21 protein-coding genes are annotated in these 26,044 nt (G+C 63.7%); 10 read left to right on the top strand and 11 right to left on the bottom strand.

The genetic code is table 11. The annotated features are described in order from the left end of the window. Positions 1-16: 16 nt before the first annotated feature. Positions 17-616, top strand: a complete 600-nt coding sequence (locus tag QQL24_RS28865) for a superoxide dismutase (RefSeq protein WP_284315763.1) — start codon at positions 17-19, stop codon at positions 614-616. 583 nt (positions 617-1,199) lie between these two features. Next, positions 1,200-2,729 carry a murein biosynthesis integral membrane protein MurJ gene (gene murJ, locus QQL24_RS28860; RefSeq protein WP_284315762.1) on the top strand — a complete coding sequence of 510 codons (1,530 nt, stop codon included), beginning with the start codon at positions 1,200-1,202 and terminating at the stop codon, positions 2,727-2,729. On the opposite strand, the gene QQL24_RS28855 is transcribed toward murJ, so the two are convergent. The 4 genes from QQL24_RS28855 to QQL24_RS28840 form a co-directional block, all read right to left on the bottom strand. Next, entirely contained in the window at positions 2,707-3,747 is a 1,041-nt protein-coding gene (locus QQL24_RS28855) for a zinc-dependent alcohol dehydrogenase family protein (RefSeq protein ID WP_284315761.1), read from the bottom strand. The two genes, murJ and QQL24_RS28855, sit on opposite strands and share 23 nt — an antisense overlap. A gap of 154 nt (positions 3,748-3,901) precedes the next feature. Further along, entirely contained in the window at positions 3,902-5,287 is a 1,386-nt protein-coding gene (locus QQL24_RS28850) for a dipeptidase (protein ID WP_284315760.1), read from the bottom strand. Positions 5,288-5,461: 174 nt separating this feature from the next. Next, positions 5,462-5,920 (bottom strand): response regulator, encoded by a 459-nt coding sequence (locus tag QQL24_RS28845; RefSeq protein ID WP_284315759.1) that lies wholly within the window; start codon positions 5,918-5,920, stop codon positions 5,462-5,464. 196 nt (positions 5,921-6,116) lie between these two features. Beyond that, entirely contained in the window at positions 6,117-7,619 is a 1,503-nt protein-coding gene (locus tag QQL24_RS28840; RefSeq protein ID WP_284315758.1) for a helicase HerA-like domain-containing protein, read from the bottom strand. A 219-nt stretch (positions 7,620-7,838) separates the two neighbouring features. Here QQL24_RS28840 and QQL24_RS28835 point away from each other — a divergent pair, with 219 nt between their 5' ends. The 5 genes from QQL24_RS28835 (at position 7,839) to QQL24_RS28815 (ending at position 15,040) form a co-directional block, all read left to right on the top strand. Continuing rightward, a complete protein-coding gene (locus QQL24_RS28835; RefSeq protein WP_284315757.1) occupies positions 7,839-8,231 on the top strand; it encodes a DUF2267 domain-containing protein in 393 nt (130 codons plus the stop codon). 3 nt (positions 8,232-8,234) lie between these two features. Next, complete coding sequence (locus tag QQL24_RS28830; RefSeq protein ID WP_284315756.1) at positions 8,235-9,575, top strand: methylmalonyl-CoA mutase family protein; 1,341 nt, start codon at positions 8,235-8,237, stop codon at positions 9,573-9,575. After that, on the top strand, positions 9,572-11,728 hold the full coding sequence (gene scpA, locus QQL24_RS28825) for a methylmalonyl-CoA mutase (protein ID WP_284315755.1): 2,157 nt from the start codon (positions 9,572-9,574) through the stop codon (positions 11,726-11,728). The genes QQL24_RS28830 and scpA overlap by 4 nt, the downstream gene beginning before the upstream one ends. 1,588 nt (positions 11,729-13,316) lie before the next feature. Beyond that, positions 13,317-14,282, top strand: a complete 966-nt coding sequence (locus QQL24_RS28820; protein ID WP_284315754.1) for a DUF2971 domain-containing protein — start codon at positions 13,317-13,319, stop codon at positions 14,280-14,282. Positions 14,283-14,416: 134 nt separating this feature from the next. Then, positions 14,417-15,040, top strand: coding sequence for a demethoxyubiquinone hydroxylase family protein (locus QQL24_RS28815; RefSeq protein ID WP_284315753.1), 624 nt, complete (start codon positions 14,417-14,419; stop codon positions 15,038-15,040). Between the two features lie 58 nt (positions 15,041-15,098). On the opposite strand, the gene QQL24_RS28810 is transcribed toward QQL24_RS28815, so the two are convergent. Beyond that, the gene (locus QQL24_RS28810) at positions 15,099-16,142 is read right to left on the bottom strand and encodes an alpha/beta hydrolase (RefSeq protein WP_284315752.1); all 1,044 of its coding nucleotides are present in this window, start codon (positions 16,140-16,142) and stop codon (positions 15,099-15,101) included. 254 nt (positions 16,143-16,396) lie between these two features. Between QQL24_RS28810 and QQL24_RS28805 the strand changes: the two genes are divergently transcribed. Next, a complete protein-coding gene (locus QQL24_RS28805) occupies positions 16,397-17,164 on the top strand; it encodes a glycerophosphoryl diester phosphodiesterase membrane domain-containing protein (RefSeq protein WP_284315751.1) in 768 nt (255 codons plus the stop codon). A gap of 164 nt (positions 17,165-17,328) precedes the next feature. Here QQL24_RS28805 and QQL24_RS28800 read toward each other — a convergent pair whose 3' ends face one another. Beyond that, positions 17,329-18,792 (bottom strand): NAD-dependent succinate-semialdehyde dehydrogenase, encoded by a 1,464-nt coding sequence (locus QQL24_RS28800; protein ID WP_284315750.1) that lies wholly within the window; start codon positions 18,790-18,792, stop codon positions 17,329-17,331. 180 nt (positions 18,793-18,972) lie between these two features. Here QQL24_RS28800 and QQL24_RS28795 point away from each other — a divergent pair, with 180 nt between their 5' ends. Both QQL24_RS28795 and QQL24_RS28790 read left to right on the top strand, forming a co-directional pair. Further along, positions 18,973-19,977, top strand: coding sequence for an asparaginase (locus QQL24_RS28795; protein ID WP_284315749.1), 1,005 nt, complete (start codon positions 18,973-18,975; stop codon positions 19,975-19,977). Positions 19,978-20,079: 102 nt separating this feature from the next. Beyond that, positions 20,080-21,168 (top strand): PLP-dependent cysteine synthase family protein, encoded by a 1,089-nt coding sequence (locus QQL24_RS28790; protein ID WP_284315748.1) that lies wholly within the window; start codon positions 20,080-20,082, stop codon positions 21,166-21,168. A gap of 256 nt (positions 21,169-21,424) precedes the next feature. Here the strand turns inward: QQL24_RS28790 and QQL24_RS28785 are convergent, their stop codons facing one another. From QQL24_RS28785 to QQL24_RS28765, 5 genes are read right to left on the bottom strand one after another with little or no spacing between them, the layout of a single operon-like run. Next, entirely contained in the window at positions 21,425-22,441 is a 1,017-nt protein-coding gene (locus tag QQL24_RS28785) for an aldose epimerase family protein (protein ID WP_284315747.1), read from the bottom strand. A gap of 56 nt (positions 22,442-22,497) precedes the next feature. Beyond that, on the bottom strand, positions 22,498-23,439 hold the full coding sequence (locus tag QQL24_RS28780; protein ID WP_284315746.1) for a phosphatidate cytidylyltransferase: 942 nt from the start codon (positions 23,437-23,439) through the stop codon (positions 22,498-22,500). Next, on the bottom strand, positions 23,436-24,101 hold the full coding sequence (locus QQL24_RS28775) for a lysophospholipid acyltransferase family protein (RefSeq protein ID WP_284315745.1): 666 nt from the start codon (positions 24,099-24,101) through the stop codon (positions 23,436-23,438). The genes QQL24_RS28780 and QQL24_RS28775 overlap by 4 nt, the downstream gene beginning before the upstream one ends. Then, complete coding sequence (locus QQL24_RS28770) at positions 24,098-24,541, bottom strand: hypothetical protein (protein ID WP_284315744.1); 444 nt, start codon at positions 24,539-24,541, stop codon at positions 24,098-24,100. The genes QQL24_RS28775 and QQL24_RS28770 overlap by 4 nt, the downstream gene beginning before the upstream one ends. Then, a complete protein-coding gene (locus QQL24_RS28765) occupies positions 24,534-25,871 on the bottom strand; it encodes a phosphatase PAP2/dual specificity phosphatase family protein (RefSeq protein WP_284315743.1) in 1,338 nt (445 codons plus the stop codon). The genes QQL24_RS28770 and QQL24_RS28765 overlap by 8 nt, the downstream gene beginning before the upstream one ends. Positions 25,872-26,044 lie beyond the last annotated feature (173 nt).

Here is a 26,044-nt window from a genome sequence, read left to right as displayed (position 1 = left end):
CATGAAGAGGAACGCCATGTCCTTCACGCTTCCCGAATTGACCTATTCCTACGATGCGCTCGCGCCCTATATGTCGCGTGAAACGCTGGAGTTTCATCACGACAAGCACCACCTTGCCTATGTCAACAACGGCAACAACCTGCTCAAGGGCACGGAGTGGGAAGGCAAGAGCCTGGAGGAGATCGTCAAGGGCTCTTTCGGCAAGAATGCCGGCCTGTTCAACAATGCCGGCCAGCATTACAACCATCTGCATTTCTGGAAGTGGCTGAAGCCCAATGGCGGCGGCGCCATTCCCGGCAATCTCGAGAAGGCCATCGTCGACGGCCTCGGCTCGGTCGAGAAGGCCAAGGAAGACTTCATCCAGGCTGGCGTGACGCAGTTCGGCTCGGGCTGGGCCTGGCTCGTGGTCAAGGACGGCAAGGTGATCGTCGCCAAGACCGCCAATGGCGAAAGCCCGCTGGTGCATGGCGCCACGCCGATTCTCGGCGTCGATGTCTGGGAGCACTCCTATTACATCGACTACCGCAACCGCCGCCCCGACTATCTCAAGGCCTTCGTCGACAACCTGGTAAACTGGGACTATGTCGCCGAACTCTATGAAGCGGCCGTGAAGTAAGCTCCATTTCGCTGGCAAAATCCGCGTTCAAATCGCTTTGGATTTTTCGTTTCGTCTGAGGTTCAAGGGAAGGCGGAGCCATCGTGCTCCGCCTTCCCTTTTAAGCCCTTGAAATCTATTGAGTTTCGTAGCACCGGTAGCACGTTACCCGCACGACACTTGCATGGCTTGCTCGACAGCCATGCAAAACCAGCATTTGTTTATTGTGCGCCGCACACTAAACTAACTCTCGTCAGATGGCGCGGATTTGTTCCCCGTCTGGCAGCCCTCCTTGGGCGTTTCCTCCCTAGACTTGGGCCGCAGCGCAAGCTGCGGCCTCTTTCTTTTGGAGTGGCGGTCTCCGACCGCCATCTGTTCGAAACACCTGGCATACCGGCAAGGGCGATGGCGGTCGGAGACCGCCACTCCGGGCTTCACGCGCTCGAGTCGACAAGGCTCCCGCTTTTTGTCGGCAGCGCCCTGCATCAAACCAGCGCAATCCTTCCACCACGGGGCAATCGCCCGGAGCGAGAATCGCGCTTGTCTCTGTTCAGACTCGTGAAAGCCGCGTATCAGGGCGCACATTTTCCTTGTAGGCCCGCCTTTGCTTAAAAACATCCTGAACATCGGTGCCTGGACGATTCTCTCGCGTATCACCGGCTTTGCCCGCGACGCGATGACGGCCGCCCTCCTGGGCAGCGGCCCGGCCGCCGAAGCCTTTTTCGTTGCCTCGCGCCTGCCCAACAGTTTCCGCGCCATTTTCGGCGAGGGCGCCTTCAATACCGCCTTCGTGCCGGCCTATGTCCGGGTCCATCAGCAGGAAGGCAACGAAGCGGCGAGGATCTTCCAGGGGCGGATCGTTTCCCTGTTGCTGATCTCGCAGGTGATCCTGCTCGGCCTGGTGCTGCTCTTCACCCCGCAATTCATCGGCCTGACGGCACCCGGCTTCGAGGGCGAGCGCTATGATCTCGCTGTCGTCTTCACCCGCATCACCTTCCCCTATTTGCTGTTGATCACGCTCGCGGCGCTCTATAGCGGCGTGCTCAACTCGATCGGGCGCTTCACCGCCGCAGCGGCAGCGCCAATCCTCCTCAACATCCCGATGATCCTGGCGCTCGCCTGCTACCGGCTGTTCCCGACGCCGGCCTATGCGGCGACCTGGGGCTTCGTGATCTCCGGCGTCCTGCAGCTCGGGTTTATCCTGTGGGCGGCCTCGCGCGCCCATGTGCTGGCGCGCCCACAGGCCATCAGCCTCGACAAGCCGGTGAGGGCCTTCTTCCGCGCGCTCGGCCCGGCCACCATCGGCTCCATGGGTACCCAGATCGCCGTCTTCGCCGACACGATCATCGCTTCCCAGCTCCTCGCCGGCGCCGTAGCCGCCCTCTATTACGCCGACCGCATCAACCAGCTGCCGCTCGGCATCATCGGCATCGCCGCCGGCACCGTGCTCCTGCCGGAGATGAGCCGCCTGCTGGCTGCCGGCAAGCCCGACGCCGCCCATGCGGCGCAAAGGCGCGCGATCTTCCTGACCTGGCTGATGGCGGCGCCCTTCCTGGCCGGCTTTGCCGCCGTGCCCGATCTCATCATGCGCGCGCTTTTCATGCGTGGCGCCTTCACCGCGGAGGCTGCCAACGCCTCAGCCGCAGCCCTGCTCGCCTATGGTGTCGGCCTGCCCGCCGTGGTGCTGATCCGTTCGGCCACCGCAAGCTTCTATTCGCGCGGCAATACGGCGACGCCGCTCTGGGCTTCGCTCACGGCGCTCACCATCAATGTGCTGCTCAAGATCGCCTTGACCGGCTCGATGCAGCAGGCGGGTCTCGCCCTCGCCACTTCGATCGGCGCCTGGATCAACCTGATTCTGCTCATCGTGCTGGCCAGCCGGCGCGGCTACATGGCTCTCGACGGCCGGCTGTGGCGCATGCTCGCCTGCATCGCCGCCGCCACCATCGTCATGGCCGAGGCCATGTACATGGTTTCGGAGGAGCTGCAGCCCTACACGGCCATGCTGCCGCGCTTCCAGGAGATCGCGCGCCTCGCCGTAACCGGCACCATCGGCGCTCTTGCCTATGGCGTGGTCGTGCTGCTCGCCTTCCGCTTTGCCGGCCTCAATTTCAAAAGCGCGTTACGACGCTGATGCCGACCCCGTCGAAGCGGTCCATCTGCATCAGGGCCTCCGGCGCCTCATCGAGACCAATGCGCTTGCCGATCAGCTTCTGGGGGGCGAGCTTGCCCGTCTCGATCATGTCGAGCATCGCCTTGTAGCGATAGGCCTGCATGCCATGGCTGCCGAGTATCTCGAGCTCGTAGGCGATGACGCGGTCCATCGGAATGGGCGGCCGGGCATGATCGCCCAGCATCAGACCCACCTGCACGTGGCGCCCGCGCCGGCGCAGATTGCGGATCGAATTGACGCTGGTCGTGGGGTGGCCGAGGGCGTCGATCGAGACATGCACGCCCTCTCCCGTCAACTCGCGCACCGCGCCCACCACGCTCTTGGCCTCGGAGGCGTTGACAGTCGCCACCGCTCCCAATTCGCGGGCGAAGGCGAGCTTCTCCTCGGTCAGGTCGATGGCCACCACATTGGCGCCGATGGCATTGGCGATCATGATGGCCGAAAGGCCGACGCCCCCGCAGCCATGCACCGCCACCCAATCGCCCGCCTGCACCCGGCCCTGGTCGACGATGGCGCGGAAGGAGGTGGCGAAGCGGCAGCCAAGGCTCGCCGCCGTGGCGAAATCGAGGCTCTCCGGCACTTCCACCAGATTGGTGTCGGCGAAATCGAGGGCGACATATTCGGCAAAGGAACCCCAAGCCGTGAAGCCCGGCTGGAACTGATGCTCGCAGACCTGGTGATTGCCCGAGCTGCATTGCGGGCAATGCCCGCAGCCGGCGACGAAAGGCACGGTGACGCGATCGCCGACGCGCCAGCGCTTTACCTGCCGCCCGACGGCGGCGATGGTGCCGGCTAGTTCGTGACCCGGCACATGCGGCAGCACGATGTCGCGGTCATGCCCCATCCAGCCATGCCAGTCACTGCGGCAGACGCCGGTCGCCTCCACCTTGACGACCACGCCCTCTTCCGAAGGCGTGGGATCGGGCACGCTCTGGATCTTCGGCGCCTGGCCGAACTGCTCGAAGACGACGGCTTTCATGGCGGCTCCGGATGGCTGTCATCCCGGACGCGGTGCAGCACGAAGTGATGCGCCGCAGATCCGGGACCGTTTGTAGAAAGAGGTGAATCCGTGGGTCGCGGTCCCGTGTCTGCTGCGCGGCACTTCGCGCCGCACCGCGCACGGGATGACCGTGCTACTTCGCCAGCGCGTGCAGGATGCGCACCCAGGAGCGGATGCCCTTGTGGAAGCTGCGCAGCTCATATTTCTCGTTGGGCGAATGGATCTGGTCGTCCTCCAGCGCGAAGCCGATCAGCAGCGAATCGATGCCGAGGATGCGCTGCATGTCGCCGACCACCGGGATGGAACCTCCCGAACCGATCACCGGCGCCGTGCGGCCCCACTCCTCGGCCAGCGCTGCGCGGGCCTTGGCGAGCGGCGGGCTGTCCGTGGGCACGGCGATGGCGGCGCTGGCGCCATGGGAGAGGAACTCGGCCTTGCAGTCTGCGGGCAGGCTCCTGGTGACGAAGTCCCGGAAGGCGGCCTGCACCTTGGCAGGCTCCTGGCCGGCCACGAGGCGGAAGGAGACCTTGGCGGAAGCCTGCGCCGCGATCACCGTCTTGGCGCCCTCGCCCTGGTAGCCGCCGGTGATGCCGTTGACATCGCAGGTCGGCCGCACCGTGATCTGTTCGAGCACCGTGCGCCCCGTCTCGCCGGCGGGCACTTTCAGGCCGACTTCGCCGAGAAATGCCTCGCCATCGAAGCCGAGCGCCTCCCACTCAGCCTTCACCTGAGCCGGCAGGTCCTTCACGCCGTCATAGAAGCCCGGCAGCGTGACGCGGCCATCCTCGTCATGCAAGGCGGCGAGGATCTTGGAGAGCACCCGAATCGGGTTCTGCGCCGCCCCGCCATACATGCCCGAATGCAGGTCGCGGCTGGCGGCCTTGATGATCACTTCTTCATAGACAATGCCGCGCAGCATGGTGGTGATGGCCGGCGTATCGCGATCCCACAGACCGGTATCACAGACGAGGCAGAAATCGGCGGTCAGCTCGTCCTTGTTCTCCCGGAGGAAGGGCACCAGGCTGCGGGAAGAGGATTCCTCCTCGCCTTCGAGGAAGATGGTGACGTCGACGGGCAGTTCGCCCTCCGTCTTCAGGATGGCGCGGCAAGCCTCGATGAAGGTCATCACCTGGCCCTTGTCGTCGGAGGCGCCGCGCGCCACGATCATGTCGCCATGGGGGCCCTTCACCCGCACCGGCTCGAAGGGCTTGGTGTTCCACAGTTCCAGCGGATCCGGCGGCTGCACGTCATAATGACCGTAGAACAACACATGCGGCACGCCTGGACGGCCGGTGCGCTTGTGGCCGACCACCATGGGATGGCCGATGGTCTTGCGCGGAGAGGCATCGAAGCCGATGTCGCGTAGCGTCGCTGCCGCCCACTCCGCCGCCTTGCGGCAATCGCCTTCATAGGCGCTGTCGGCGGAAATGGAGGGGATGCGAAGGAATTCGTACAGCCTGTCGAGGCTCGCATCGAGCGCCTGGTCGGCGGCATCGAGCGCTTTGAGGATCTGGGACATGAATCTGAACTGCGCGATAAAGGGAGGCGCAAGCTATCGCGCATTTGTCCTTGTTGGTAGGGCCGATTTGTTCACAAAGCCGAAGCCCCACACAGATGGGCGCCGACCAACCTTGCTCCGGCGTCATCTGGGCGGGACATCTCCGGCGTCCTGTATCGCCTTGTCGGGGAGTGCTCAGCTCGCCATGCTGCGCATGCGCGCCGATAGCCTTGCCCGCTGAATCATCGAACCCACGCGGCGATAGATCTGCCTTGGCGAGACCGGTTCTGTCAGCACAGCATCAAAGCCGGCATGCGTCGCCGTCAGCAAAGCCGCGCGGCTCGGCTGGTTGGCGACGAGCAGAATCGGAACTTCGCGCAGATCGCTGGTTTCGTCCTGGCTCAGGGCGCCCATGAGTGTGAAAGCGTCGGCAAGGATTGGCAAGGCAACGACAATGCCCGATGGAGGAGACTGACGTACTACCTCAAGGGCATCCACAATACCGGAGGCAATCCTCACCTTTGTCATGCCGAAATCGAGCAAACTCTCGCGCCAAAACTCAGCAGCGTCCTTGTCGGAGTTGACCAGCAATATGTCGGCGAACTGAATAATTTTCCGGTTCGCGCGCTCGTGCAGTATAGTCGTACCGTCCATCTTCCTCGAGCCTCCTAGCTGTCGCGCCGCAAAAGCTCATACGTCCTAGATACCCAAACGTATATGCACCAACAATACTTCCCCAGTCTGTGGGCAAATGCAATACGTTAATTTTGACATTGCGTTGCGTTATATCTACGTAACAACCCCCGAAGTATATTGATATATCAGTGCGTGACTGCGATTTTTCGGGCCTCTATCTGCGGGAGCGCCCACCGAGCACCCCGCGCAGGATCGCCTGGGTGATCTCGCGGCCGGCGGTGGTCGCAATCGTACGTGTGACCGAGCGAATGACGGCCTCCGAGGTCGACATCCGGCCCGATGTGCTCTTCCCGGAACCTGCGCCTGCGAATACGCTGCCGAGCACGCCACCAAGGAAGCCGCCGCCATTCTGGCCGTTTTCAGGATCCGCCTCCCCTTGCGTAATTCGGCGCTGGAGCATTTCAAAGGCCGAATCGCGATCGACGGGCGTCTCATACTTGCCGCGAAGGGGCGAGGACTGCTGGATCGTCTGACGTTCAGCCGGCGTGATCGCACCGACTCGGGCAGCGGGCGGCAGGATGAGCGCGCGCTGCACCATGGCCGGCACGCCGTTACCCTCCAGGAACGACACCAGGGCCTCGCCCTTGCCCAGTTCCGAAATCACCCGTGCGGTATCGATGTCCGGATTGGGGCGGAAGGTCTCGGCCGCTGCCTTCACGGCCTTCTGGTCGCGCGGGGTGAAGGCGCGCAGGGCATGCTGGACGCGATTGCCGAGCTGCCCAAGCACCGTGTCGGGCACGTCGAGCGGATTCTGGGTGATGAAATAGATGCCGATGCCCTTGGAGCGGATGAGGCGCACGACCTGTTCGATCTTCCGGAGGAGAGCAGGTGGCGCATCGGTAAAGAGAAGATGAGCCTCGTCGAAGAAGAAGACGAGCTTGGGCTTGTCGAGGTCCCCTACTTCGGGGAGTTGCTCGAACAGCTCGGACATCAGCCAGAGCAGGAAGGTGGCATAGAGTTGCGGCGCCGCCATCAGCTTGTCGGCGGCCAGGATATTGATGGTGCCGCGCCCCCTTGCGTCGACGAGGCCGATATCGACGAGCGACAAGGCCGGCTCGCCGAAGAACTTGTCGCCGCCCTGCTGCTCCAGCACCAGGAGCTGGCGCTGGATGGCGCCGACGCTGCTCTTGGAGACATTGCCGTAGGTCTTCATCAGCTCGGCCGCGTTCTCTGCCATGTCGGCGAGCAAAGCGCGCAGGTCCTTGAGGTCGAGCAGCAGCAGGCCCTGATCGTCGGCAAGCTTGAAGGCGACGTTGAGGACGCCCTCCTGGACATCGTTCAGCTGCAGCATGCGGGCGAGCAGCAACGGCCCCATGTCGGAGATGGTGGCTCTGATCGGCATGCCCTGCTCGCCGAAGATGTCCCAGAACTGCACCGGGAACTGGTCGGGCTCATAGGTGATGCCCACATCGGCAGCTCGCTTGAGGATGAAGTCCTTGGCTTCGCCCCGCTGCGACACGCCGGACAGATCGCCCTTGATGTCGGCGGCGAAAACCGGCACGCCGCGGGCCGAAAACCCCTCGGCGAGCACCTGCAGCGTCACCGTCTTGCCGGTGCCGGTCGCCCCGGTGATCAGCCCATGGCGGTTGCCGAAAGCCATGGTGAGATAATCGGGCTCACTGCCCTTGGCGACGAAAATCCGGCTCTGATCGATCATCTTGTATGTCCCAGCCCAGTCGGTTTGGCGGCGCACCATATAGGCACGAGCAGCCTCTCGCCATGGTCGCCTCGTCCTCGCGCCGGGTTACGCCCAACTGGCTGCCGCAAGAGGGTCGCCCGCGGCCTTGATCTCCATGCTAAAATACGAAACAGAGAAAGGCGGTATGCGCACCATGAATCTCTGGTAGCATCGGCGTAACGTCAGGGAGAAAAGAATATGGAAGAGCTGGTCGCCCAATTATCAGCGAAAATTGGTGTGAGCCCCGATGTTGCAACGCAGGCCATCGGCGCCGTGCTCGCCTTCCTCGAACGTGAAGGCCCCGCCGACGCGGTGGCGAAGCTGGTCGACTCCATCAAGGGCGCACGGGAAGTCACCAACGAGGCGATGAACGCCCAGAGCGGCGGCTTCATGGGGATGCTGGCCGGCATGGTCGGCCATGTCGGCGGCGGCATTGCCGGCCTCGGTGGCCAGTTGATGGCGCTCGGCCTCGACCTCAGCCAGATCCAGGCCATCGGCAAGGAGCTCTTCGCTTTCGCCGAGAGGGAGGCAGGACCGGAGGTCGTCGGCAAGATCGTGGCCGAGATCCCCGAACTGCGGCAATTCGTCTGAGCCATGAGCGGGATGGGAGAGGATGAAGCGCGATGGCGCGAAGCTGTCGCGGGTGTGCTGAAAGGGGCATCCTACGAGGATACGCTGACCACGCTCACGCCCGACGGTGTTCGCCTCGAAGCCGTCTATCCCAGGCGTTCCGGCACCGCCCCGATTCCCGGCCGCCGCCCCGCCACGCCCTGGACCATCGTCCAGCGCGTCGACCATCCGCAGGCGGTCGAGGCCAATGCGCTGGCGCTGGAGGATCTCGAAGGCGGCGCCGGTGGCCTCTCTCTGGTCACCAATCATAGCCCCTACGCGCGCGGCTTCGGCGTCGCCATCCCGTTCGGCGGCGATCTCGACCGGCTGCTGGACAAGGTGCAGCGGGACGCTGTCGTGCTGCGCCTCGATGCCGGGGCGCATACGCTGGACGTCGCCCGCCTGCTCGGCGAGATCCCGGGCGGCACCGTCCATTATGGCTATGATCCCGTCGGCCTGCTTGCCGCCACGGGCGCCTTGCCTCCGGCCTGGCCTTCGACGGTCTCGGTGCTGGCGAGCCATCGGCAGAACGGCACGGTGGTGACGGCCGATGGGCGTGTTTTCCACGAGGCAGGCGCGACATCGGGCCTGGAGCTCGCCTGCGTGCTTTCGGCCGGCCTCGCCTATCTGCGCATCTTGGAGGCAACCGGCATACGTCTGGAGGAAGCGCGCCACTGCATCGGCTTCACCCTCGCAGCCGACCAGAACGTCTTCGCCACCATCGCCAAGTTCCGGGCGCTGCGCCTTGCCTGGCAGCAAATCGAAAAAGCCTGCGATCTCGCCCCGGCGCCGATCCACCTGCATGCCGAGACGGCCTGGCGCATGCTGAGCCGTCGCGATCCCGCCACCAATATCCTGCGCGGTGGCCTCGCCACCGCGGCGGCGGGCCTCGGCGGTGCCGACAGCATCACCACCCTGCCCTATACCAGCGCCAATGGCCTGCCTGACGGCCATGCCCGCCGCATCGCGCGCAACTGCCAGCATGTGCTGCTCAGCGAGGCCAATCTTCATCGCATCACCGATCCCGCCGCCGGCTCTGGCGGGCTGGAGGCGATGACGGAGAGCCTGTGCGAGGCGGCCTGGATGCTTCTCCAGGGCATCGAGCGCGAGCATGGCATCGTCAAGGCGCTGCAATCGGGCTGGGTGCGGGCGCAGATCGACCGCCTGCGCGTGCCCCCGGACCCCATCATCGGCGCCAGCAAATATGTGCTCGCCGAGGAACCTGCGGTTTCCGTCTTGCGTCCTCTTGTCGAAAGCACCGCGCAGCTGCCCGCGCCGGCTCTTCCGCGCCGCCGCGATGCGCTCGACTTCGAGGCCACGCCATGAGCCGCATCCCTGATTTCTCCCGACTCGGCTTCCAGCGCCCGGCGGCACTATCGCTGTTCTCGGACGAGACCTGGCTCACGCCCGAGGACATCGAGGTCAAGGCTGTCAACACCGAGACCGACATTCTCGGCTCCGCCGATCTCGACGGCTGGCCGGGCCAGCCGCCTTTCCTGCGCGGCCCCTACCCGACCATGTATGTCCAGCAACCCTGGACCATCCGCCAATATGCCGGCTTCTCCACGGCCGAGGATTCCAACGCCTTCTACCGGCGGAATCTCGCCGCCGGGCAGAAGGGCCTCTCCATCGCCTTCGATCTCGCCACCCATCGCGGCTATGACTCCGATCACCCGCGCGTGACCGGCGATGTCGGCATGGCCGGTGTCGCCATCGATTCCATCATCGACATGCGCACGCTCTTCGAGGGCATCCCGCTCGAGGAGATGTCGGTCTCGATGACCATGAACGGCGCCGTGCTGCCGATCCTGGCGCTCTACATCGTCGCCGCCGAGGAACAGGGCGTGCCGCCGCAGAAGCTGGCCGGAACCATTCAGAACGACATCCTGAAGGAGTTCATGGTCCGCAACACCTATATCTACCCGCCCGGCCCCTCGATGCGCATCGTCGGCGACATCCTGAGCTACACGGCGAAAAACATGCCGAAGTTCAACGCCGTCTCGATCTCCGGCTATCACATGCAGGAAGCCGGAGCGACGCAGGACCTGGAACTCGCCTATACGCTGGCTGATGGTGTCGAATATATCCGGGCCGGCCTCAAGGCGGGGCTCGACATCGACCATTTCGCGCCGCGCCTCTCCTTCTTCTTCGCCATCGGCATGAACTTCTTCATGGAGGTGGCCAAGCTCCGCGCCGCCCGGCTGCTCTGGACCCGGCTCGTCAAGCAGTTCCACCCCAAATCGGCCAAGTCCCTGGCCCTGCGCACGCATTGCCAGACCTCGGGCTGGTCGCTCACGGCGCAGGACGTCTTCAACAACGTGACCCGCACCATGATCGAGGCGATGGCCGCGACGCAGGGCGGCACCCAGTCCCTCCACACCAACGCGCTCGACGAGGCGCTGGCGCTGCCGACCGACTTTTCCGCCCGCATCGCCCGCAACACCCAGCTCGTGCTGCAGCAGGAGAGCGGCACCACCCGGCTGATCGATCCCTGGGGTGGCTCCCATGCCATCGAGCGCCTGACGGAAGATCTGGCGGCGAAAGCCTGGAAGCACATCGAGGAAGTCGAGGTGATGGGCGGCATGGCGAAAGCCATCGAGGCCGGCCTGCCCAAGCTGCGCATCGAGGAAGCCGCCAGCCGGACGCAGGCGCGCATCGATTCCGGGGAGCAATCGGTGATCGGCGTCAACCTCTACAAGCCGCGATCCGAGCCGCCGCTCGAGCTGCTCAAGGTAGACAATTCCGCCGTGCGCGCAGCCCAGATCGCCAAGCTCGAACGGCTCCGGGCGGAACGCGATCCGCAAGCCCTCGCGCAGGCGCTGAACGCGCTCAGCGAAGGCGCAGCCGTTGATGGCAACCTCCTCGCGCTTGCCGTCGACGCGGCCCGGACCAAGGCGACGGTTGGGGAGATCTCCGCCGCGCTGGAGAAGGTGTTCAGCCGCCACAGGGCCGAAATCCGCTCGATGGCCGGCGTCTACAGGGCCGGCATGGGCGAGGAGCGTCTTGCCAGCGTGCAGCGCCAGACGGCGACTTTTCGCGAGGAGGAAGGCCGCCCGCCCAGGATCCTGGTCGCGAAGATGGGGCAGGACGGGCACGACCGCGGCCAGAAGGTGATCGCCTCGGCCTTCGGCGATCTCGGCTTCGAGGTCGAGATCGGGCCCCTCTTCGCGACGCCCGAGGAAGTGGCGAAGCAGGCTGCCGACAGCGACGTTCATATCGTCGGCATCTCCTCCCTCACCGCCGGCCATCTCACGCTGGTCCCGGCCCTGCGCCAGGCGCTGGTGGCGGAGGGCCGACCCGACATCATGATCGTGGTGGGCGGCGTGGTGCCGGAGCAGGATTTCGAGGCGCTCTACGCCGCCGGCGCGCAGGCGATCTTCCCGCCCGGCACGGTGATCGCCGAGGCGGCGGAAAACCTGCTGGCGGAGTTGCTGGAGCAACTGCGTCACCGCCACCACAACAGACCGGTGCGGGGATGACGGTCCTTTCCGCGACGAAGACCCATACCAACGGCCTTGAAGTTCCACGGTTGGAGGTTTCGTCAATCCGGCCGCAGCGCCGGAATCCATGAACGCTACTCTTGTCGATAAAAGCGAAGTGCGAGCCGCTTGTCCTTCATCCGTCGTGGTCATGGATTCCGGCTCTCCGGCCGGAATGACGGGACCTGCCAACGGCGCAACGTCAGGGCCGTTGATCTCAGTCATCACGGCGAAGGGGCACAAGGGGGTGCCAGATAGCCGAGCGACCGCGTTCTCACGCCCTCTCGGGCTGAGTCATGACAGCAGGCGCAGTCAAGGTGACGGCGGCTTTCCGCAGGAAAGCCGTGTCGTGGTCATGGGGTGCATGGCGGGCTTGTTGGGGAAAGCCGCCGTCACCTTAGTCCGGCGGGTTGCCCCGCACCGATCCCGGCATGCCAACAATGCGCTTGCCGGACCGGCCTCTTCCCGCGAGGGCTGGCGGCTCGCCGAGGCCTACGCCCCGGTTCGCCGGCCCGGCCCTTGCCGAACGGGAAGGCATCGCCCCTGCCGCCCTTGGAGATCACGTTGCTCTCCTGGCATTCGGGGCCATGCTGGATGGCACAGGGTCCAAGTCGCCTCCGCAGCCACGCGGGAACGGCCTGGATCATCCTGCGCCTCACCCACGAAGCGTCGCGACCAGGGCTCGCGGTGACCTGCGCCAGATGACGCAGGCAATGCGAGTGATCCGGCCCGGAGCGGCCGGCCTCTCTCCTGGTCCCGGGGACGCATCTGCGGCGCCAGGATCATGTCCCCAAGGATCATGTCCTATTGCGCCGTGAGCGGTCCATCCGCCTCTCATCAAGCCCCGCATCCGGCTCGGCGATGGCCACAGGCTTTCGCCTGAAGGCCGGCCCGAAGCCACCGGACGATGTCCGCCGCAGGCAATCCAATCCCGCGAGGCTCCATTCTCGCAGGCAGTCCGGACCACAGGCAGAGCGGCTGGCAAGGCCGCATGACATCGGGGTGGGTGGAAGGGGCGAGGCCACCGGTCATGATCCGGATTTACGAGCCCCGCCGCTCTTCGCTCCAGGCACCAGTAGGGCAGAGCACGAGCGGAGTGTCAAGTCATGTTTTCATTTTGTCCAACGCACTCCAATGTCACGCCGGGTGCGGCCGCGCCAAAGCCGAAATCGGGCGGACAGCCGGACAGCCGACAATCCGCCCTGTCCGGCGCGCCAACGCCTGGATGCGGATCGACTCGGGAGGGCGGCGGCTTACGACCTCCCGGATAGCGGAAGATGAGACGGCAACGGGCGCCCCTCGCCGAAGGCGCCGTCATATTAACTCGAACCAAGCCCTGATAGAGCACGACAGGTCGACATCTCGATCACGGCGTGCAGGCAAGATTCCAAATTTAGTAAACTGTCACCGTAATGCCAGGGGCTCGGCTCGAATCCGCAATGCTCGACAATACTACTTATGTCCCACACGGTTCACTTCGCGTCATAGAGCCCAGCGCGCACTGCCCGTTTAAAAGCAAAAAAAGACGCAGAATACAATCGCAAGATAGAGTATTTCTTTTTTCGACAGGTTTGGCTGAGAGGACATTATGGAAACGCCGGGGCTCTACGAGAATATATATAAAGAACTTTTTTCAGACATTTCGGATGAAGACGAGTTTGCAAATGCGAAGCCTCTTTTGGCACACTACACAAGTTTAAGTACGCTTGAGAACATATTAAAAAATAACGAGATTTGGTTGTCAAATCCTCTTTTTATGAATGACTTGGAAGAAGTAAGATTTGGCATCAACAACGGACTCTCTGCAGTTTTTGAAAGTAGTTCGCTAAAAGACGCTTTATCTTCAGAAGAAAGACAGAATATATTTAATCACGCTTTCAGCCATTACTACAAAGTTTTCGATGATGACGGAGTTATGGATACCTATATTCTGTCTCTTTCTCTTCACAAACAAGGGGATAATGACGGTGTGCTGTCAATGTGGAGGGCTTATGCGTCAAACGGCAATGGTGCGGCGATAGTCTTTGATACCTCTAAGCTTCAAAAAGATGATGGTAGTCCGATACTTATTGCACCGGTGAAGTATGCCTCGCGCCAGGAGCGTCTCAATTGGCTTGATCAACTCTGCAATCGCACGGCGGCATATTTAAAATCTATAACCGTATCCGACGACCAGCTGTATCTCGCCGCATATGCCATCTTCGAGAGAATTAAATTATTTGCTCTTTTTACCAAGCATGATGGATTCAAGGAAGAAAATGAATGGCGTGTTGCATATGTACCAGAAAGAGATACTGATAAAAAATTTACCCCTATGTTGCACTATTTCAATGGTCCCCGTGGTGTTGAACCCAAGCTAAAGTTACGATTTGGCCAACCGGAGGGCTCTCCCCTTGCGTTTAATCTCAACGACATCATATCGAATATTATTCTTGGTCCCAGCACTTCCTCTGTGCTGGCTGGCAAATCTGTCGAAAGGATGCTGCGCGCGATCGGCCAGCAGGTGCTAATACCTCGACTTGTCGCATCTACGATCCCATTGCGTCCGATTTAGCAAACGTGCAGGCGCCAGAGCCTTTCAATTCGCCAGCTTGTCCTGTTGGACTGCACCCCATCGCTGAGACAAAGGAGTTTAGGTGACAGGGCACTTAATTCGATCCACCGCCATCACAACCGGCAGATAGAGGAATGACGCAAGCCCATCTCGATGCGGCGCTGATCCAGACTTCCGCCGCCCATATCGAGGCCCGCGACCGGCTGACCATCGCTCGCATCCTGCGTGTCAATCATGCGGGCGAATATGGCGCCATCCGCATCTATGGCGCCCAGATCGCGGTGGCGAAGCGCCTGTGGCCGGATGTCGTACCCCATCTGACGGAGATGCTCGGCGATGAAATCCGCCACTGCCGCCTGTTCCGGACTGCCATGCCGAGCCGCCAATCCCAGCCCTGCCGGGTGATGCAGTTCTGGAGTCTCGGCGGTTTCGTGCTCGGCTTTCTCACCGCCCTCGCTGGGCGCCAATCGATCTGGGTGTGCACGGCCGCGGTGGAAGCCGCAGTCCACCGCCATCTCGGCGATCAGCTGCACTTCCTGGCCGGACGAGATGAGGGCGTGAAGGTCATCATCCTCGACATCAATGAGGAGGAAGTCGCGCATCTGTACACGGCGGAGCAGCATCTGCGTGGCACGAACCCGGCTCAAAGGCTCCTTCATGGCATCATCACCGTGCTGACGGATCTGATGATCTGGCTTTCGACCTGGGGCGACTCCACCCGCATGGCAAAGGCGCTTCGCGAGGCTGAGCGGGGGTGAGGATCAAGGCATTGCTTTCAAAGGGCAGGCTGGAAAGCCGGCGCTCCCAAGCAATGCCTCAATTGTCGTCCGCGTTCTCAATCGCGCGGGCGACCACGGCGCGCACTTCCTCGCGGCTCATGAAGATGTCGTGGTTGATGATGCCCGAGCCGAAATCGGACGCATCCACCACCTTCACGCCGGTCTGCCGCAGGGCATCGCTGTCGCCCGAGCCGACGCGGGGTATGCCGCCGGCGAGCTTGGTGGAGATTTCCAGCGCGCGGTCGTTGGAAGAGACGATCACCGTCGTCTTCGAGGTGAGCGGCGACAGGCGCTTCATCTGGCGCTTGAAGAGATCGGTATCGACGTCGGGATTGGCGAGCACGATCGCGCCGAAATGATCGCCGATATTGTTGCCCATGCGGTCGGACATCGAGCGCAGCGCCTCCATGGTCACCATGCCGCCCATGGAGTGGGCGATCAGGTTGATGCGGCCGACCTTCGGATCATTGACGAGCGCGGTGAGCGTATCCTCCAGGGCATCGCGCGACCACATCGCGCTGTCCTTGTCGGTAACATAATCGAGCAGGGCGGCGCGGGAAGGCCAGGAGAACAGCACCGGCACGCCGGGGAACTTGATGCCGGCCACCAACTGGGCATAGCTCGTCGCCGCGCTGTCGAAGGTTTCGTTATAGCCATGGACATAGAGCAGCACGTCGCGTCCCTCGGCCTGGGTGGCCAGCGCCGTGGCGGGCTGGTCGCCCGAGAGCGGGCTGACGCCGGCAATGGTCCAGCCGGGCGAGGAGATCGGGTTGACGCTGGCCAGCATGCTCTTGGACGGGGGATACATCACCATGCGCGCCGCGGTGGGATCGGAGGCGCGGCCGGTGCCGAACCAGGGATCCTCATTGCCGGTGCGGTTGCGCGTGGTCATCACCAGCATGGTCATGCCGCCGCGCCAGATGCCGAGCGGCGCCTTGTTGGCGGACTGGTCGTTGCTGGCGGTGGTGGTGAGAACCGGCTTGAGGGAGGCGGTCGCATCGCCGGAATCGTCATCGATCCCGACGCAGCCCGCCAGGGTCAAAGCCGAAACCATCAAAGCGAAGAGCGTGGCCGCCCGCATAGAACCCAATCCTTGTGCTGTGCCGCCTTCAATGCAGCCATTCGGTGAATAGTCGGTGAAGGGGCGAAAATGAGGCGATGGCGGAAGAATCGTAGTGTGGCCGTCTTTTCCGCTCTTTGTGGTGCATGATCGCCACGCACGGCGTGTCTCACACGAGGAATCTGGTCTCGGCGATCTCGGAGCTTGATTGCCCTTGAGTATTACCGCAACTTAATGCAGCCGGCCTACCGAAATGCCCACAACAAGAGAAAAGAATGAGCCAAGAAGCGAGTGTTACCACCAGAGCCCCCAGTTCATTCAGAATTGGCTCCGCCCTGAGTTTAGCCTGGGAAGTCTACGCCAGGAACTTTCTCAAGCTTGTCGCCATCGCCGTGGCGGCGCAAGTTCCGATCTATTTGGTCAGTGTATTGTCTCCATTGTCGCCGCAGATGACCTTTCGTACCGCGCAGGGCTGGTTGGTTTTACTTCTAGGCCTTCTGATCGCGGCCATTCACCAAGGAATGGTTTCCTATGGCGCGCACGAAGATCTCGTGCATAAGCCATTCGAAATCGGCGCAGCCTTCCGAGCGGTCAGCGGCAATCTCCTCGCCTTGTTAGGGTCATGGCTGATTGCAGGCGTGCTGATCGAAATCGGCATTATACTGTTCTTCGTTCCCGGTATCATCATCGCCTGCATGTTATTCATTACGACACCCGTGTGCGTGACCGAACAACGCGGCGTATTCGATAGCCTTGGCAGAAGTAAAGAACTTACTAAGGGCAATCGCTGGAAGATTTTAGCCCTCATGTTGCTTCTTTACGGCATACCTGCTCTTATCGGATTCCTCATTTCACTTTTATTTCTCGGCGGCCGGATAGTCGCCAGCTATGCGGCTCCATCCTATGCCTTCATCACGGCCACTACGTTGGCGCAAATTCTCGTCAGCAGTTTTGTCACGGTTGTAGTCGCCACTTCTTACTTCTTGCTGCGCACAGCGAAGGAAGGTGTGGACATTTCGCAATTGACCACCGTCTTCGATTAAAGGGTGGCTGTCACATCGTCTCCAGGCCTGCCTGACCTCGCTATGAAGGCCTGGATCGCGGCAAATCATTGATTGTAGCTTCGCAACCTCATGCCCGGGACAGGCCCGGGCACGACAAAATCTGAGTCTTTCTCTGAAATCCTGCGGATTCTTGCGCCTACCTCTCAGCCCAGACCGCCGAGGCAGATATATTTGGCGTCGACATAGTCGTCGATGCCGTATTTCGAGCCTTCCTTGCCCATGCCCGATTCCTTGACGCCGCCGAAGGGAGCGACCTCGGTGGTGATCAGGCCTTCATTGACGCCGACCATGCCGTATTTCAGCGCTTCGGAGACGCGGAAGGCGCGGCCGAGGTCCTTGGTGTAGAAATAGGAGGCGAGGCCGAATTCGGTGTCGTTGGCCATCTGGATGGCCTCTTCCTCGGTCTCGAACTTGAACACCGGGGCGAGCGGGCCGAAGGTCTCGTCGCGCGCCACCAGCATCTGCGGCGTGACGCCGGTCACCACCGTCGGCTCGAAGAAGGTGCCGCCGAGCGCATGGCGCTTGCCGCCGGCCACCACCTTGGCGCCCTTGGAGACGGCATCGGTGAGGTGCTCCTCGACCTTGGTTACCGCCTTCTCGTCGATCAACGGGCCCTGCTGCACGCCCGGCTCGAGGCCGTTGCCGACCTTGAGCGCGTTGGAAGCCGCGATCAGCTTCTCGACGAACTTGTCGTGGATACCCGATTGCACCAGGAAGCGATTGGTGCACACGCAGGTCTGGCCGGAATTGCGGTATTTGGCGATCATGGCGCCTTCGATCGCGCGGTCGACATCGGCATCGTCGAACACGATGAAGGGCGCGTTGCCGCCGAGTTCCATCGAGACCTTCTTCAGGGTCTTGGCCGACTGCTCGACCAGCAGCTTGCCGATCGGCGTCGAGCCGGTGAAGGTGATCTTGCGCACCAGCGGGTTGGAGGTGAGCTCGCCGCCGATGGCGCTTGCCGAACCGGTCAGCACGTTGACGACACCGGCGGGAATGCCAGCCATCTCGGCCAGCGCGCCCCAGGCCAGGCCCGAATAGGGCGTCTGCGCGGCCGGCTTGATCACGATGGTGCAGCCGGCGGCCAGAGCCGGGCCGAGCTTGCGGGCGATCATCGAGGACGGGAAATTCCAGGGCGTGATGGCGCCGACGACGCCCACCGGCTCCTTGGTGACCAGGATGCGGCGGCCCGGCCAGGGCGAAGGGATGACATCGCCATAGACGCGCTGCGCTTCTTCGGCGAACCAGCGCACATAGGCGGCCGAGAAGTTCACTTCGCCCTTGGCCTCGGCCAGCGACTTGCCCTGCTCCACCGTGAGCAGCATGCCGAGCGCATCGGCATTGGCCTCGACGATGTCGGCGAGCTTGTGCAGGATCTTGGCGCGCTCCTTGGCCGTCTTGGCGCGCCAGGCGGGGAAGGCTGCGTTGGCGGCCTCGATGGCGCGGGCGGTTTCGGCCTTGCCGCAATCGGGCATCGTGCCGATCAGCTCGCCCGTGGCCGGATTGTGGACAGGCAGGGTCTTGCCGCTGTCGGCGGCGATCCATTGCCCGTTGACATAGGCGGCCTCACGTTTGAATTCGAGTTTCTGAGCGGTCTTGTCCAACATGAGCCTTCCTCCGAAGCGTGATGGCGCTTAGATAGGCGTTTCGAGGGCGCCGATCAATGCGTGTCGGGGGGCGGGTCTTCAGACCCGGCCTCTTTCTTTTCTTTGTGGGGCATCAAGGTGCCGGGTCTGAAGATCCGCCCCCCGAAATGTCTCCGCGGTCGTTGAATTACTGAGGTATTGATGTCGAACCCCGTTGTGGCCGAATTGTTGCGTGGCGGTCTGGTCGAAAGCCGGCATAGCGGGGCGGTGGCCGTGTCGGACCCGGAAGGCCGGCTGGTGCTGGCGCTCGGCGATGTGGAGCGGCCCGTCTATCCGCGCTCGGCCGTGAAGGCCTTCCAGGCCCTGCCACTGCTGGAATCCGGGGCCGCCGACAAGCTCGGCCTCACCGATGCCGAGATCGCCCTCGCCGTCTCCTCGCATGGCGGCGAGCCCCGGCATGTCGAGACGGCGGCCTCGATGCTCGCCCGGGCCGGGCGCGATGTCGGCACGCTCGAATGCGGCATCCACCCGCCGAGCTACCGCAAGGCCGCCGAAGCGCTCGTCCGCGCCGGTGAGAAGCCCTCGGCGTTGCACAACAACTGCTCCGGCAAGCATGCCGGCTTCATCTGCCTCGCCTGCGCGGAGGCGCGCGACCCGCAGGGCTACATCCAGGCCAGCCACCCGGTGATGCGCGAGATCATGGGCGCGGTGAACGAGATGAGCGGCGCGACGCTCTCTGGTGATGGCGTCGGCATCGACGGCTGCTCCATCCCGACGCAGGCCGCGCCGTTGGCGGGCGTGGCGCGCGGCTTCGCCCGTTTCGGCACTGGCGCTCATCTCGGCCCCGAACGCGCCAAGGCAGCGGCGCGCATCCGCAAGGCCGCCGCGGCCGATCCTTTCCTGGTCGCAGGCAGCAAACGCTTCGACACCGACATCATGGCGCTCTTCGGCGAGCGCGTCTTCGTGAAGACCGGCGCCGAGGGCGTGTTCTGCGCCAGCTTCCCCGAGCTGGGCTATGGCGTCGCCCTCAAATGCGACGATGGCGGCACACGCGCCTCCGAACTCATGATGGCGGGCGTGATCGCCAAACTGCTGCCATTGTCGGAGCATGAGGCTGAGGCGCTCAAGCCCTTCGTCGCTCCGGTCCAGAGGAATTGGAACGGGATGGAGGTGGGGCGGTTGAGGCTGGCGGGAGGGTTGGCTTAGGTCAGCCTGCTCTTCGTCGGACCGGCTGGTAAAACGTTCAAGTCACGGCCAGGTGTTACCACGTCCCCGTGTCGATGAATCAAAGAACAAGGAAAGGTTGAAATGACCGAGCAAAGCCGACCCAGGACGACATCCGGCCGCGGCCGCCTTTTCGACAGCATCCTGGAAACGGTGGGTGATACGCCCGTTATCCGCGTCAACAATCTCGCACCCGCCCATGCCACGATTTATGTGAAAGGCGAGTTCTTCAATCCCGCCGCCTCGGTGAAGGACAGGCTCGCCCTTGCCATCATCGAGCGTGGCGAGCGCACCGGCGCCCTCAAACCGGGCATGACCGTCGTCGAGGCCACCAGCGGCAATACCGGCATCGGGCTTGCCATGGTGTGTGCGCAGAAGGGCTATCCGCTGGTCGTGACCATGGCGGACAGTTTCTCGATCGAACGGCGTAAGCTGATGCGCATGCTCGGCGCCAAGGTGGTGCTGACGCCGCGCGTGCAGAAGGGCTTCGGCATGTACCGCAAGGCCGTCGAGCTCGCCGAGGCCAATGGCTGGTTCCTGGCCCATCAGTTCGAGACCGAGGCCAATGCCGACATCCACGAGACGACGACGGCGCGCGAGATCATCAATGATTTCGCCGGCAAGCGGCTCGACTGGTTCGTCACCGGCTACGGCACGGGCGGCACCGCCACCGGCGTCGGCCGCGTGCTCCGGCGCGAGCGTCCGGAAACCCGGATCGTGCTGTGCGAGCCGGCCAACGCCCAGTTGATCGGCAGCGGCAAGCCCCAGGAGCGCGAGGCGGATGGCTCGCCTGCCGTCGGCCATCCCGCCTTCGAGCCCCATCCGATCCAGGGCTGGACGCCGGATTTCATCCCGAAGGTGCTGCAGGAAGCCATCGACAACAAGCTCTATGACGAGCTCGTGTCCATCCCGGGCAGCGAAGGCGTCAAATGGGCGCGGGCCCTCGCCCAGAAGGAAGGCATCTTCGTCGGCATTTCCGCCGGCGCCACCTTCGCCGTGGCGCGCGACATCGCCGAAAAAGCGCCCGCCGGGTCGGTCATCCTGTGCATGCTGCCCGACACGGGCGAGCGCTACATGACGACGCCGATGTTCGAGGGCATCGAAGCGGAGATGGATGCGGAGGAAGCGGCACTGTCGCGCTCGACGCCGGGCTATCAGTTCCCGCTGGGGTAGGGCGTGAGCGGGGTGGACATTCCACCCGGTCTTTCTTGAAGCACTGTCGTTTCCAAGAGGCGGACGAGGACGTCCGCGGTCCCAGCCACGGCGCCCTTCCCGTGAAGGGCGTCGTGGCTGTTTACCGCAACCTTTGTCTGGGAGGCGCCGTGGCTGGGACCGCGGACGTCCTCGTCCGCCTCTTCCCTTCCCCAAGCCACCACATCCACCCATCTTGGCGTTGCGCACTCGGGAAAAAGCTGGCGCACCCGGGAAACTACACCTGCCCGAAGCGATACTGCGTCTCGTGGTGGTACACCTGCCCCGGCCGCAGGATCGACGAAGGAAAATGCGCCTTGTTGACGGCATCCGGGAAGTTCTGCGTCTCCAGGCAGAAGGCGCCATAGGCACCATATGTCGCCCCGCCCAGGCCCGGCACCGGGATGTCCAGCTTGGCGGCATCGTAAAGCTGCACGCCGGGCTGCGTCGTCCAGGTCTCCAGGCTCACGCCGCTCTTGGGCGACCAGGCGCGCGCCGCCCGCGCCAGCACGCCGGAGGAGCGCAGCACGAGATTGCCGTCATATTTGAAGGAGCCGTCGGGCGTATCGAAGCGCAGGGTACGGTCCTGGCGGAAATCCCAGGGCGTACCCGTCACCGAGAGGATCTCGCCGGTGGGGATGAGATCAGCATCGGTGGGCGTATAGAAATCGGCGTCGATCTCGATGTGGTGATCGAGCACGTCGGGCGAGCCGTCGAGGTTGAAATAGGAATGCTGGGCGAGGTTCACCGGCGTCGCCTTGTCGGTGGTGGCGTTGAAGATCACCTGCAGCGTCGCCGGCTCCAGGAGGCGGTAGGTGCAGGTGGTCACCACGCGGCCCGGGAAACCCATGTCACCGTCCTCGGAGACCAGCACGAAAGTGGCCGAGCGCTCGTCCGACTGCACCAGCGACCAGACGCGCTTGCCGAAGCCGGTGGCGCCACCATGCAGGGTGTGCGGGCCGCCATGGCTCTTGGAGAGGTCATAGGTCTGCCCGTCCAGCGCGAACGTGCCGAAGCCGATGCGATTGGCGACACGGCCGGGAACGGCGCCGAAATGCGGCGAATGCTCCGGATAGTCCTCGAATTTCTCAAAACCGAGCACCACACGCTGCGGGCCGGCCTTGGAGGGCACATGGAGATCGCGCACCACCCCGCCATAGGAGATGATCCTGGCTTCCGCTCCCGCATCCGAGCGCAGGGTTACCTCGAGCACATCGGCGCCGTTGAACGTGCCGAACAGAACGGGATTGGACATGGGATTTCCTCGGATTGTGGTGGGTGAGACGTCCGGTGGGAAGCGTGATGGTAGACTTAGACAGTCCACCAATAGCGGACAAGATGGAAAAAGATCGGCGCGGCGAAGACCACCGAATCGAGCCGGTCGAGCATGCCGCCATGCCCTTCGATCAGCCGCCCCCAATCCTTGACGCCGCGGTCGCGCTTGATGGCCGACATCACCAGTCCGCCGAAGAAGCCCATCAGCGTGAGGACCAGCGCCACCAGGCCGGCCTCAAGGAAGGTGAAGGGCGTGATCCACCACAGGCACGCCCCCAGCAGCGTGGCGCTGGCGACGCCGCCGACCAGCCCCTCCCAGGTCTTGGAGGGCGAGAGCTTCGGCGCGACCTTGTGGCGGCCGAACAGCTTGCCCCAGATATATTGCAGGACATCGCTCATCTGCACGACGATAACCAGGAAGGCGATCAGCAGCAGCTTGCGGGTTTCGAAACCCGGAATGTTCAGCGTCAGCAGTGCCGGCACATGGGAGATGCAGAAGATGGCGATCATCACGCCCCACTGCATCTCGGCCACACGCGTCATGAATTTCGCCGTGTCGCCACGCAGGGCGATCAGGATCGGCATGAGCAGGAAGACATAGACGGGGATGAAGATCGAATAGAGCCCGTACCACTCGATCCAGATCAGATAATACTGGATCGGCAGCACCACGAAGAACATGGCGAACAAGGTGCGGTGATCGGCCCGGCGCGTCGGCGTGAGCGTCAGGAATTCGCGTAGCGCCGCGAAGGAGGCGAAGGCGAAGAGCAGGATCACGCCGGGCTTGCCGAGCAGGAAGGCCGCGCCCATCAGCGCCACCATCACCCACCAGGCGCGGATGCGGGCGTTGAGATTGTCGATGCCGGGATTGCCCTGCGGCCCGGCGCGGCGGTCGAGCAGCCAGCCGATGGCCGAGGCAATGCAGAGGAAGGCGAGGATGCCGGCGAAGAGCGCGAGGGCGTGGCTGTCGACGGTCATGCCTCGTCGCCTTCCTTCGGCCTGAGCGCCAGCAGTGCATCGCGGCTGCGGTCGAGAAAGGCCTGTCGCTCCTCACCAGCCGCCAGGCGCAGGGGCGCGCCGAAGGTTACCGTGCACAGGAAGGGCACCGGCAGGAATTCGCCCTTGGGCATGACGCGGTTGAGATTTTCGATCCACACCGGCACGAGGTCGATCCCGGGCTGGCGCCTGGCGAGCCAGTAGAGGCCTGATTTGAAGGGCAGCAGCGGCTGGTCGGTGGTGTTGCGGGTGCCCTCCGGGAACAGAATGAGGGAGGAGCCCGAGTCCAGGGCGTCGCTCATCTGGCCGATCGGATCGACGCTGCGGGTGATGGCCTCGCGGTCGATCAGCACGGCGTCGAAGACGCTGCGGGCGAAGAAGCGGCGCGGGCCGCTGGCCTCCCAGTAGTCGCGCGCGGCGACGGGGCGGGCCGTGGCGCGCAAGACGGCTGGGAAGACCGTCCACACCAGGATGAAGTCGCCATGGCTGTTGTGGTTGGCGAAATAGATGCGCGGTTCCCTGGCCGGCAGGCAGCCCTGCCAGTTGCCGCGCACGCCCGTGACGAGGCGGGCAAGGCCGATGGTGGCGGAAGCTGCGAGCCGCCCCGCAATCGACCTGATATCGACGGGCGGGTGTGTGGTCACAGAAGGATGCCGAGCAGCGGCAGCGTCAGGATGCTGACGATCTGCAGGCCGATGGCCACCGCCTGGTAGCGCACCAGACCCATGGCGCCCCTGGCCCGGTCCGACATCGGCCGCGGCGTGCGGTCTGACTGGATCAGCTTGAGCCGCTTCATCGAGCCGTCAAAAGTGGTGGCGCTGAAAGAGCCGGTGGCGAGATGGCTGAAGATCTCGGCATCGAACCCGGCGCGCAAGGCGAAATAGGTTTCGGCCAAGCCGAGCAGCACCGAGAGCGCCGCAAGACCAATGACAGCGAGCGGCGCCGAGGCATAGGTGCCCACGATCACCGCCGCGGAGCCCATCAGCGTCAACCCGCGCGAGATCTTGTCGAGCAGCCGGCCCTGCCTGAGATAGGATGCGGCGATTGCGGCGATGACTGCCGGATTTTCCTGTGCCTCAGCCATCAGCCTTCCCTGTCTTCCCTACCGCCGCGATGGCGGCGCGCGCATCGGGCCCGAGAACGATGGCGGGCCGGACAGCGCGTATGATTCCAATCGCTTCCTCCACCGTCCCTGCTCGCCCGCTTTGCAGCAGCCAGGTTGCGACGACGGCCGCGCTGCGCGAATAGCCGAGCGCGCAGCACGCCAGCACTGTACCGCTCGCGCGCGCAGCTTCAATCGATTTAGCGGCCTCGGCGAGAATGGCGGGGGCAGGCGCCACCAGATCGAGCAGCGGAAAGGCTTCAACGGTTCCCCTACCCCGCCGGGCCGGCAATTCGGCGCAGAGATCGACGATCGTCCCGAAGGAGGCGGCTGGCCGGTCGAACCATGAAGGGATGCGCCCCAGGAACAGGCCGGGCAGGATTTCGGCCGGCGCCGGCGCCGTGCGCGTCCACCAGCGCGAATTGAGGAAGGCGCCGAGCTGATAGGGCGCGAACAGCAGTCGGTCGGCGAGCGGCATGCTTCCGTCGGGCCGCTTCTGGAAGCCGGCGGCGCCGCGCCAGAGATAGTTGGCGGCAACCAGCGTCAGCGACGCGGCGGGGTAGCACAGCCACAGGCCCCAACCGCCGAGGGCGATACCGAGGATCGCGAGGAGGACGGCCCCGAGCGTGTAGAAGCCGGCGAGCTTCAGGCGCTTCGCGCGCTGAACCGGTGTCACCCGGGCGCCGTCCGGCGCATCCGGCCAGAGCCAGAGGCAGAACAGGCCGAGCAGCGCGCCAGTCGGTATGTCGAAGAAATGGTGCTGGTAGGTGGTGAGCACGGAGACGCCGATCAGCGCGCACCACAGATGCCACGCCCAGCGCACCCAGGCCGGGATGAAACTGATATAATGGGCCCAGAGGATGACCAGCAGGGCGATGTGCAGCGAGGGCGCCTGGTTGTAGGGCTTGTCGAAGCTCATCAGCGCCTGGAACAGGAAGCCCGGCAGGCCGCCGCCGATCTCGGGTTTGGCGAAGCTGAAGCGCAGCGGAAAGAGAATGAAACAGGTGACGGCGATCAGCTGCGCCGTCAGCAGGCGCCGGCCGAGCGTATCGACCTCCGTCTTCGTGGCGCAGAAGAACAGCGAGGCAGCATAGAAGAGGTTGATCGACCAGTAGGGAATGATCGTCCAGGGCAGGAAGGGCATGCCCTTCTCCCAGCCGAACACGATCGAGGGCACGAAGGCGCGCTGGTCGGCAAGATAATTGGCGAGCGGATAGCTGGTATAGAACAGCACGCCGAGCCCCGCGATCCAGAGGAACGCGCGCAGCCAGGGCCGGCGGGACGGCAGGTCCTGCGGAACGGCCAGGGTCATGCCGAACTCCGAATTGGGGTTTGCTGGCGATGAGGCGAGAGCGGTTCGTCATTCCGGCCGTAGCGCAGCGAAGAGCCGGAATCCATGAACACAGACCTCGAAGGACAGTGTTCATGGGTTCCGGGTCTCCTTTCAGTCGCCCGGAATGACGGCGCCTGCGCCTTTGTTGCCCA

This window comes from Labrys miyagiensis (genome assembly GCF_030160835.1).
GTDB lineage: Bacteria > Pseudomonadota > Alphaproteobacteria > Rhizobiales > Labraceae > Labrys > Labrys miyagiensis.
Note: the sequence above shows the minus strand (reverse complement) of the source record. Positions and strands in the feature narration are given on the sequence as shown.

Coding starts and splice junctions, on each gene's coding strand:
- QQL24_RS28865 (WP_284315763.1), top strand. CDS start 17: ATGTCCTTCACGCTTCCCGAATTGACCTATTCCTACGATGCGCTCGCG.
- QQL24_RS28855 (WP_284315761.1), bottom strand. CDS start 3,747: ATGAAAGCCGTCGTCTTCGAGCAGTTCGGCCAGGCGCCGAAGATCCAG.
- QQL24_RS28850 (WP_284315760.1), bottom strand. CDS start 5,287: ATGTCCCAGATCCTCAAAGCGCTCGATGCCGCCGACCAGGCGCTCGAT.
- QQL24_RS28845 (WP_284315759.1), bottom strand. CDS start 5,920: ATGGACGGTACGACTATACTGCACGAGCGCGCGAACCGGAAAATTATT.
- QQL24_RS28840 (WP_284315758.1), bottom strand. CDS start 7,619: ATGATCGATCAGAGCCGGATTTTCGTCGCCAAGGGCAGTGAGCCCGAT.
- QQL24_RS28835 (WP_284315757.1), top strand. CDS start 7,839: ATGGAAGAGCTGGTCGCCCAATTATCAGCGAAAATTGGTGTGAGCCCC.
- QQL24_RS28830 (WP_284315756.1), top strand. CDS start 8,235: ATGAGCGGGATGGGAGAGGATGAAGCGCGATGGCGCGAAGCTGTCGCG.
- scpA (WP_284315755.1), top strand. CDS start 9,572: ATGAGCCGCATCCCTGATTTCTCCCGACTCGGCTTCCAGCGCCCGGCG.
- QQL24_RS28820 (WP_284315754.1), top strand. CDS start 13,317: ATGGAAACGCCGGGGCTCTACGAGAATATATATAAAGAACTTTTTTCA.
- QQL24_RS28815 (WP_284315753.1), top strand. CDS start 14,417: ATGACGCAAGCCCATCTCGATGCGGCGCTGATCCAGACTTCCGCCGCC.
- QQL24_RS28810 (WP_284315752.1), bottom strand. CDS start 16,142: ATGCGGGCGGCCACGCTCTTCGCTTTGATGGTTTCGGCTTTGACCCTG.
- QQL24_RS28805 (WP_284315751.1), top strand. CDS start 16,397: ATGAGCCAAGAAGCGAGTGTTACCACCAGAGCCCCCAGTTCATTCAGA.
- QQL24_RS28800 (WP_284315750.1), bottom strand. CDS start 18,792: ATGTTGGACAAGACCGCTCAGAAACTCGAATTCAAACGTGAGGCCGCC.
- QQL24_RS28795 (WP_284315749.1), top strand. CDS start 18,973: ATGTCGAACCCCGTTGTGGCCGAATTGTTGCGTGGCGGTCTGGTCGAA.
- QQL24_RS28790 (WP_284315748.1), top strand. CDS start 20,080: ATGACCGAGCAAAGCCGACCCAGGACGACATCCGGCCGCGGCCGCCTT.
- QQL24_RS28785 (WP_284315747.1), bottom strand. CDS start 22,441: ATGTCCAATCCCGTTCTGTTCGGCACGTTCAACGGCGCCGATGTGCTC.
- QQL24_RS28780 (WP_284315746.1), bottom strand. CDS start 23,439: ATGACCGTCGACAGCCACGCCCTCGCGCTCTTCGCCGGCATCCTCGCC.
- QQL24_RS28770 (WP_284315744.1), bottom strand. CDS start 24,541: ATGGCTGAGGCACAGGAAAATCCGGCAGTCATCGCCGCAATCGCCGCA.
- QQL24_RS28765 (WP_284315743.1), bottom strand. CDS start 25,871: ATGACCCTGGCCGTTCCGCAGGACCTGCCGTCCCGCCGGCCCTGGCTG.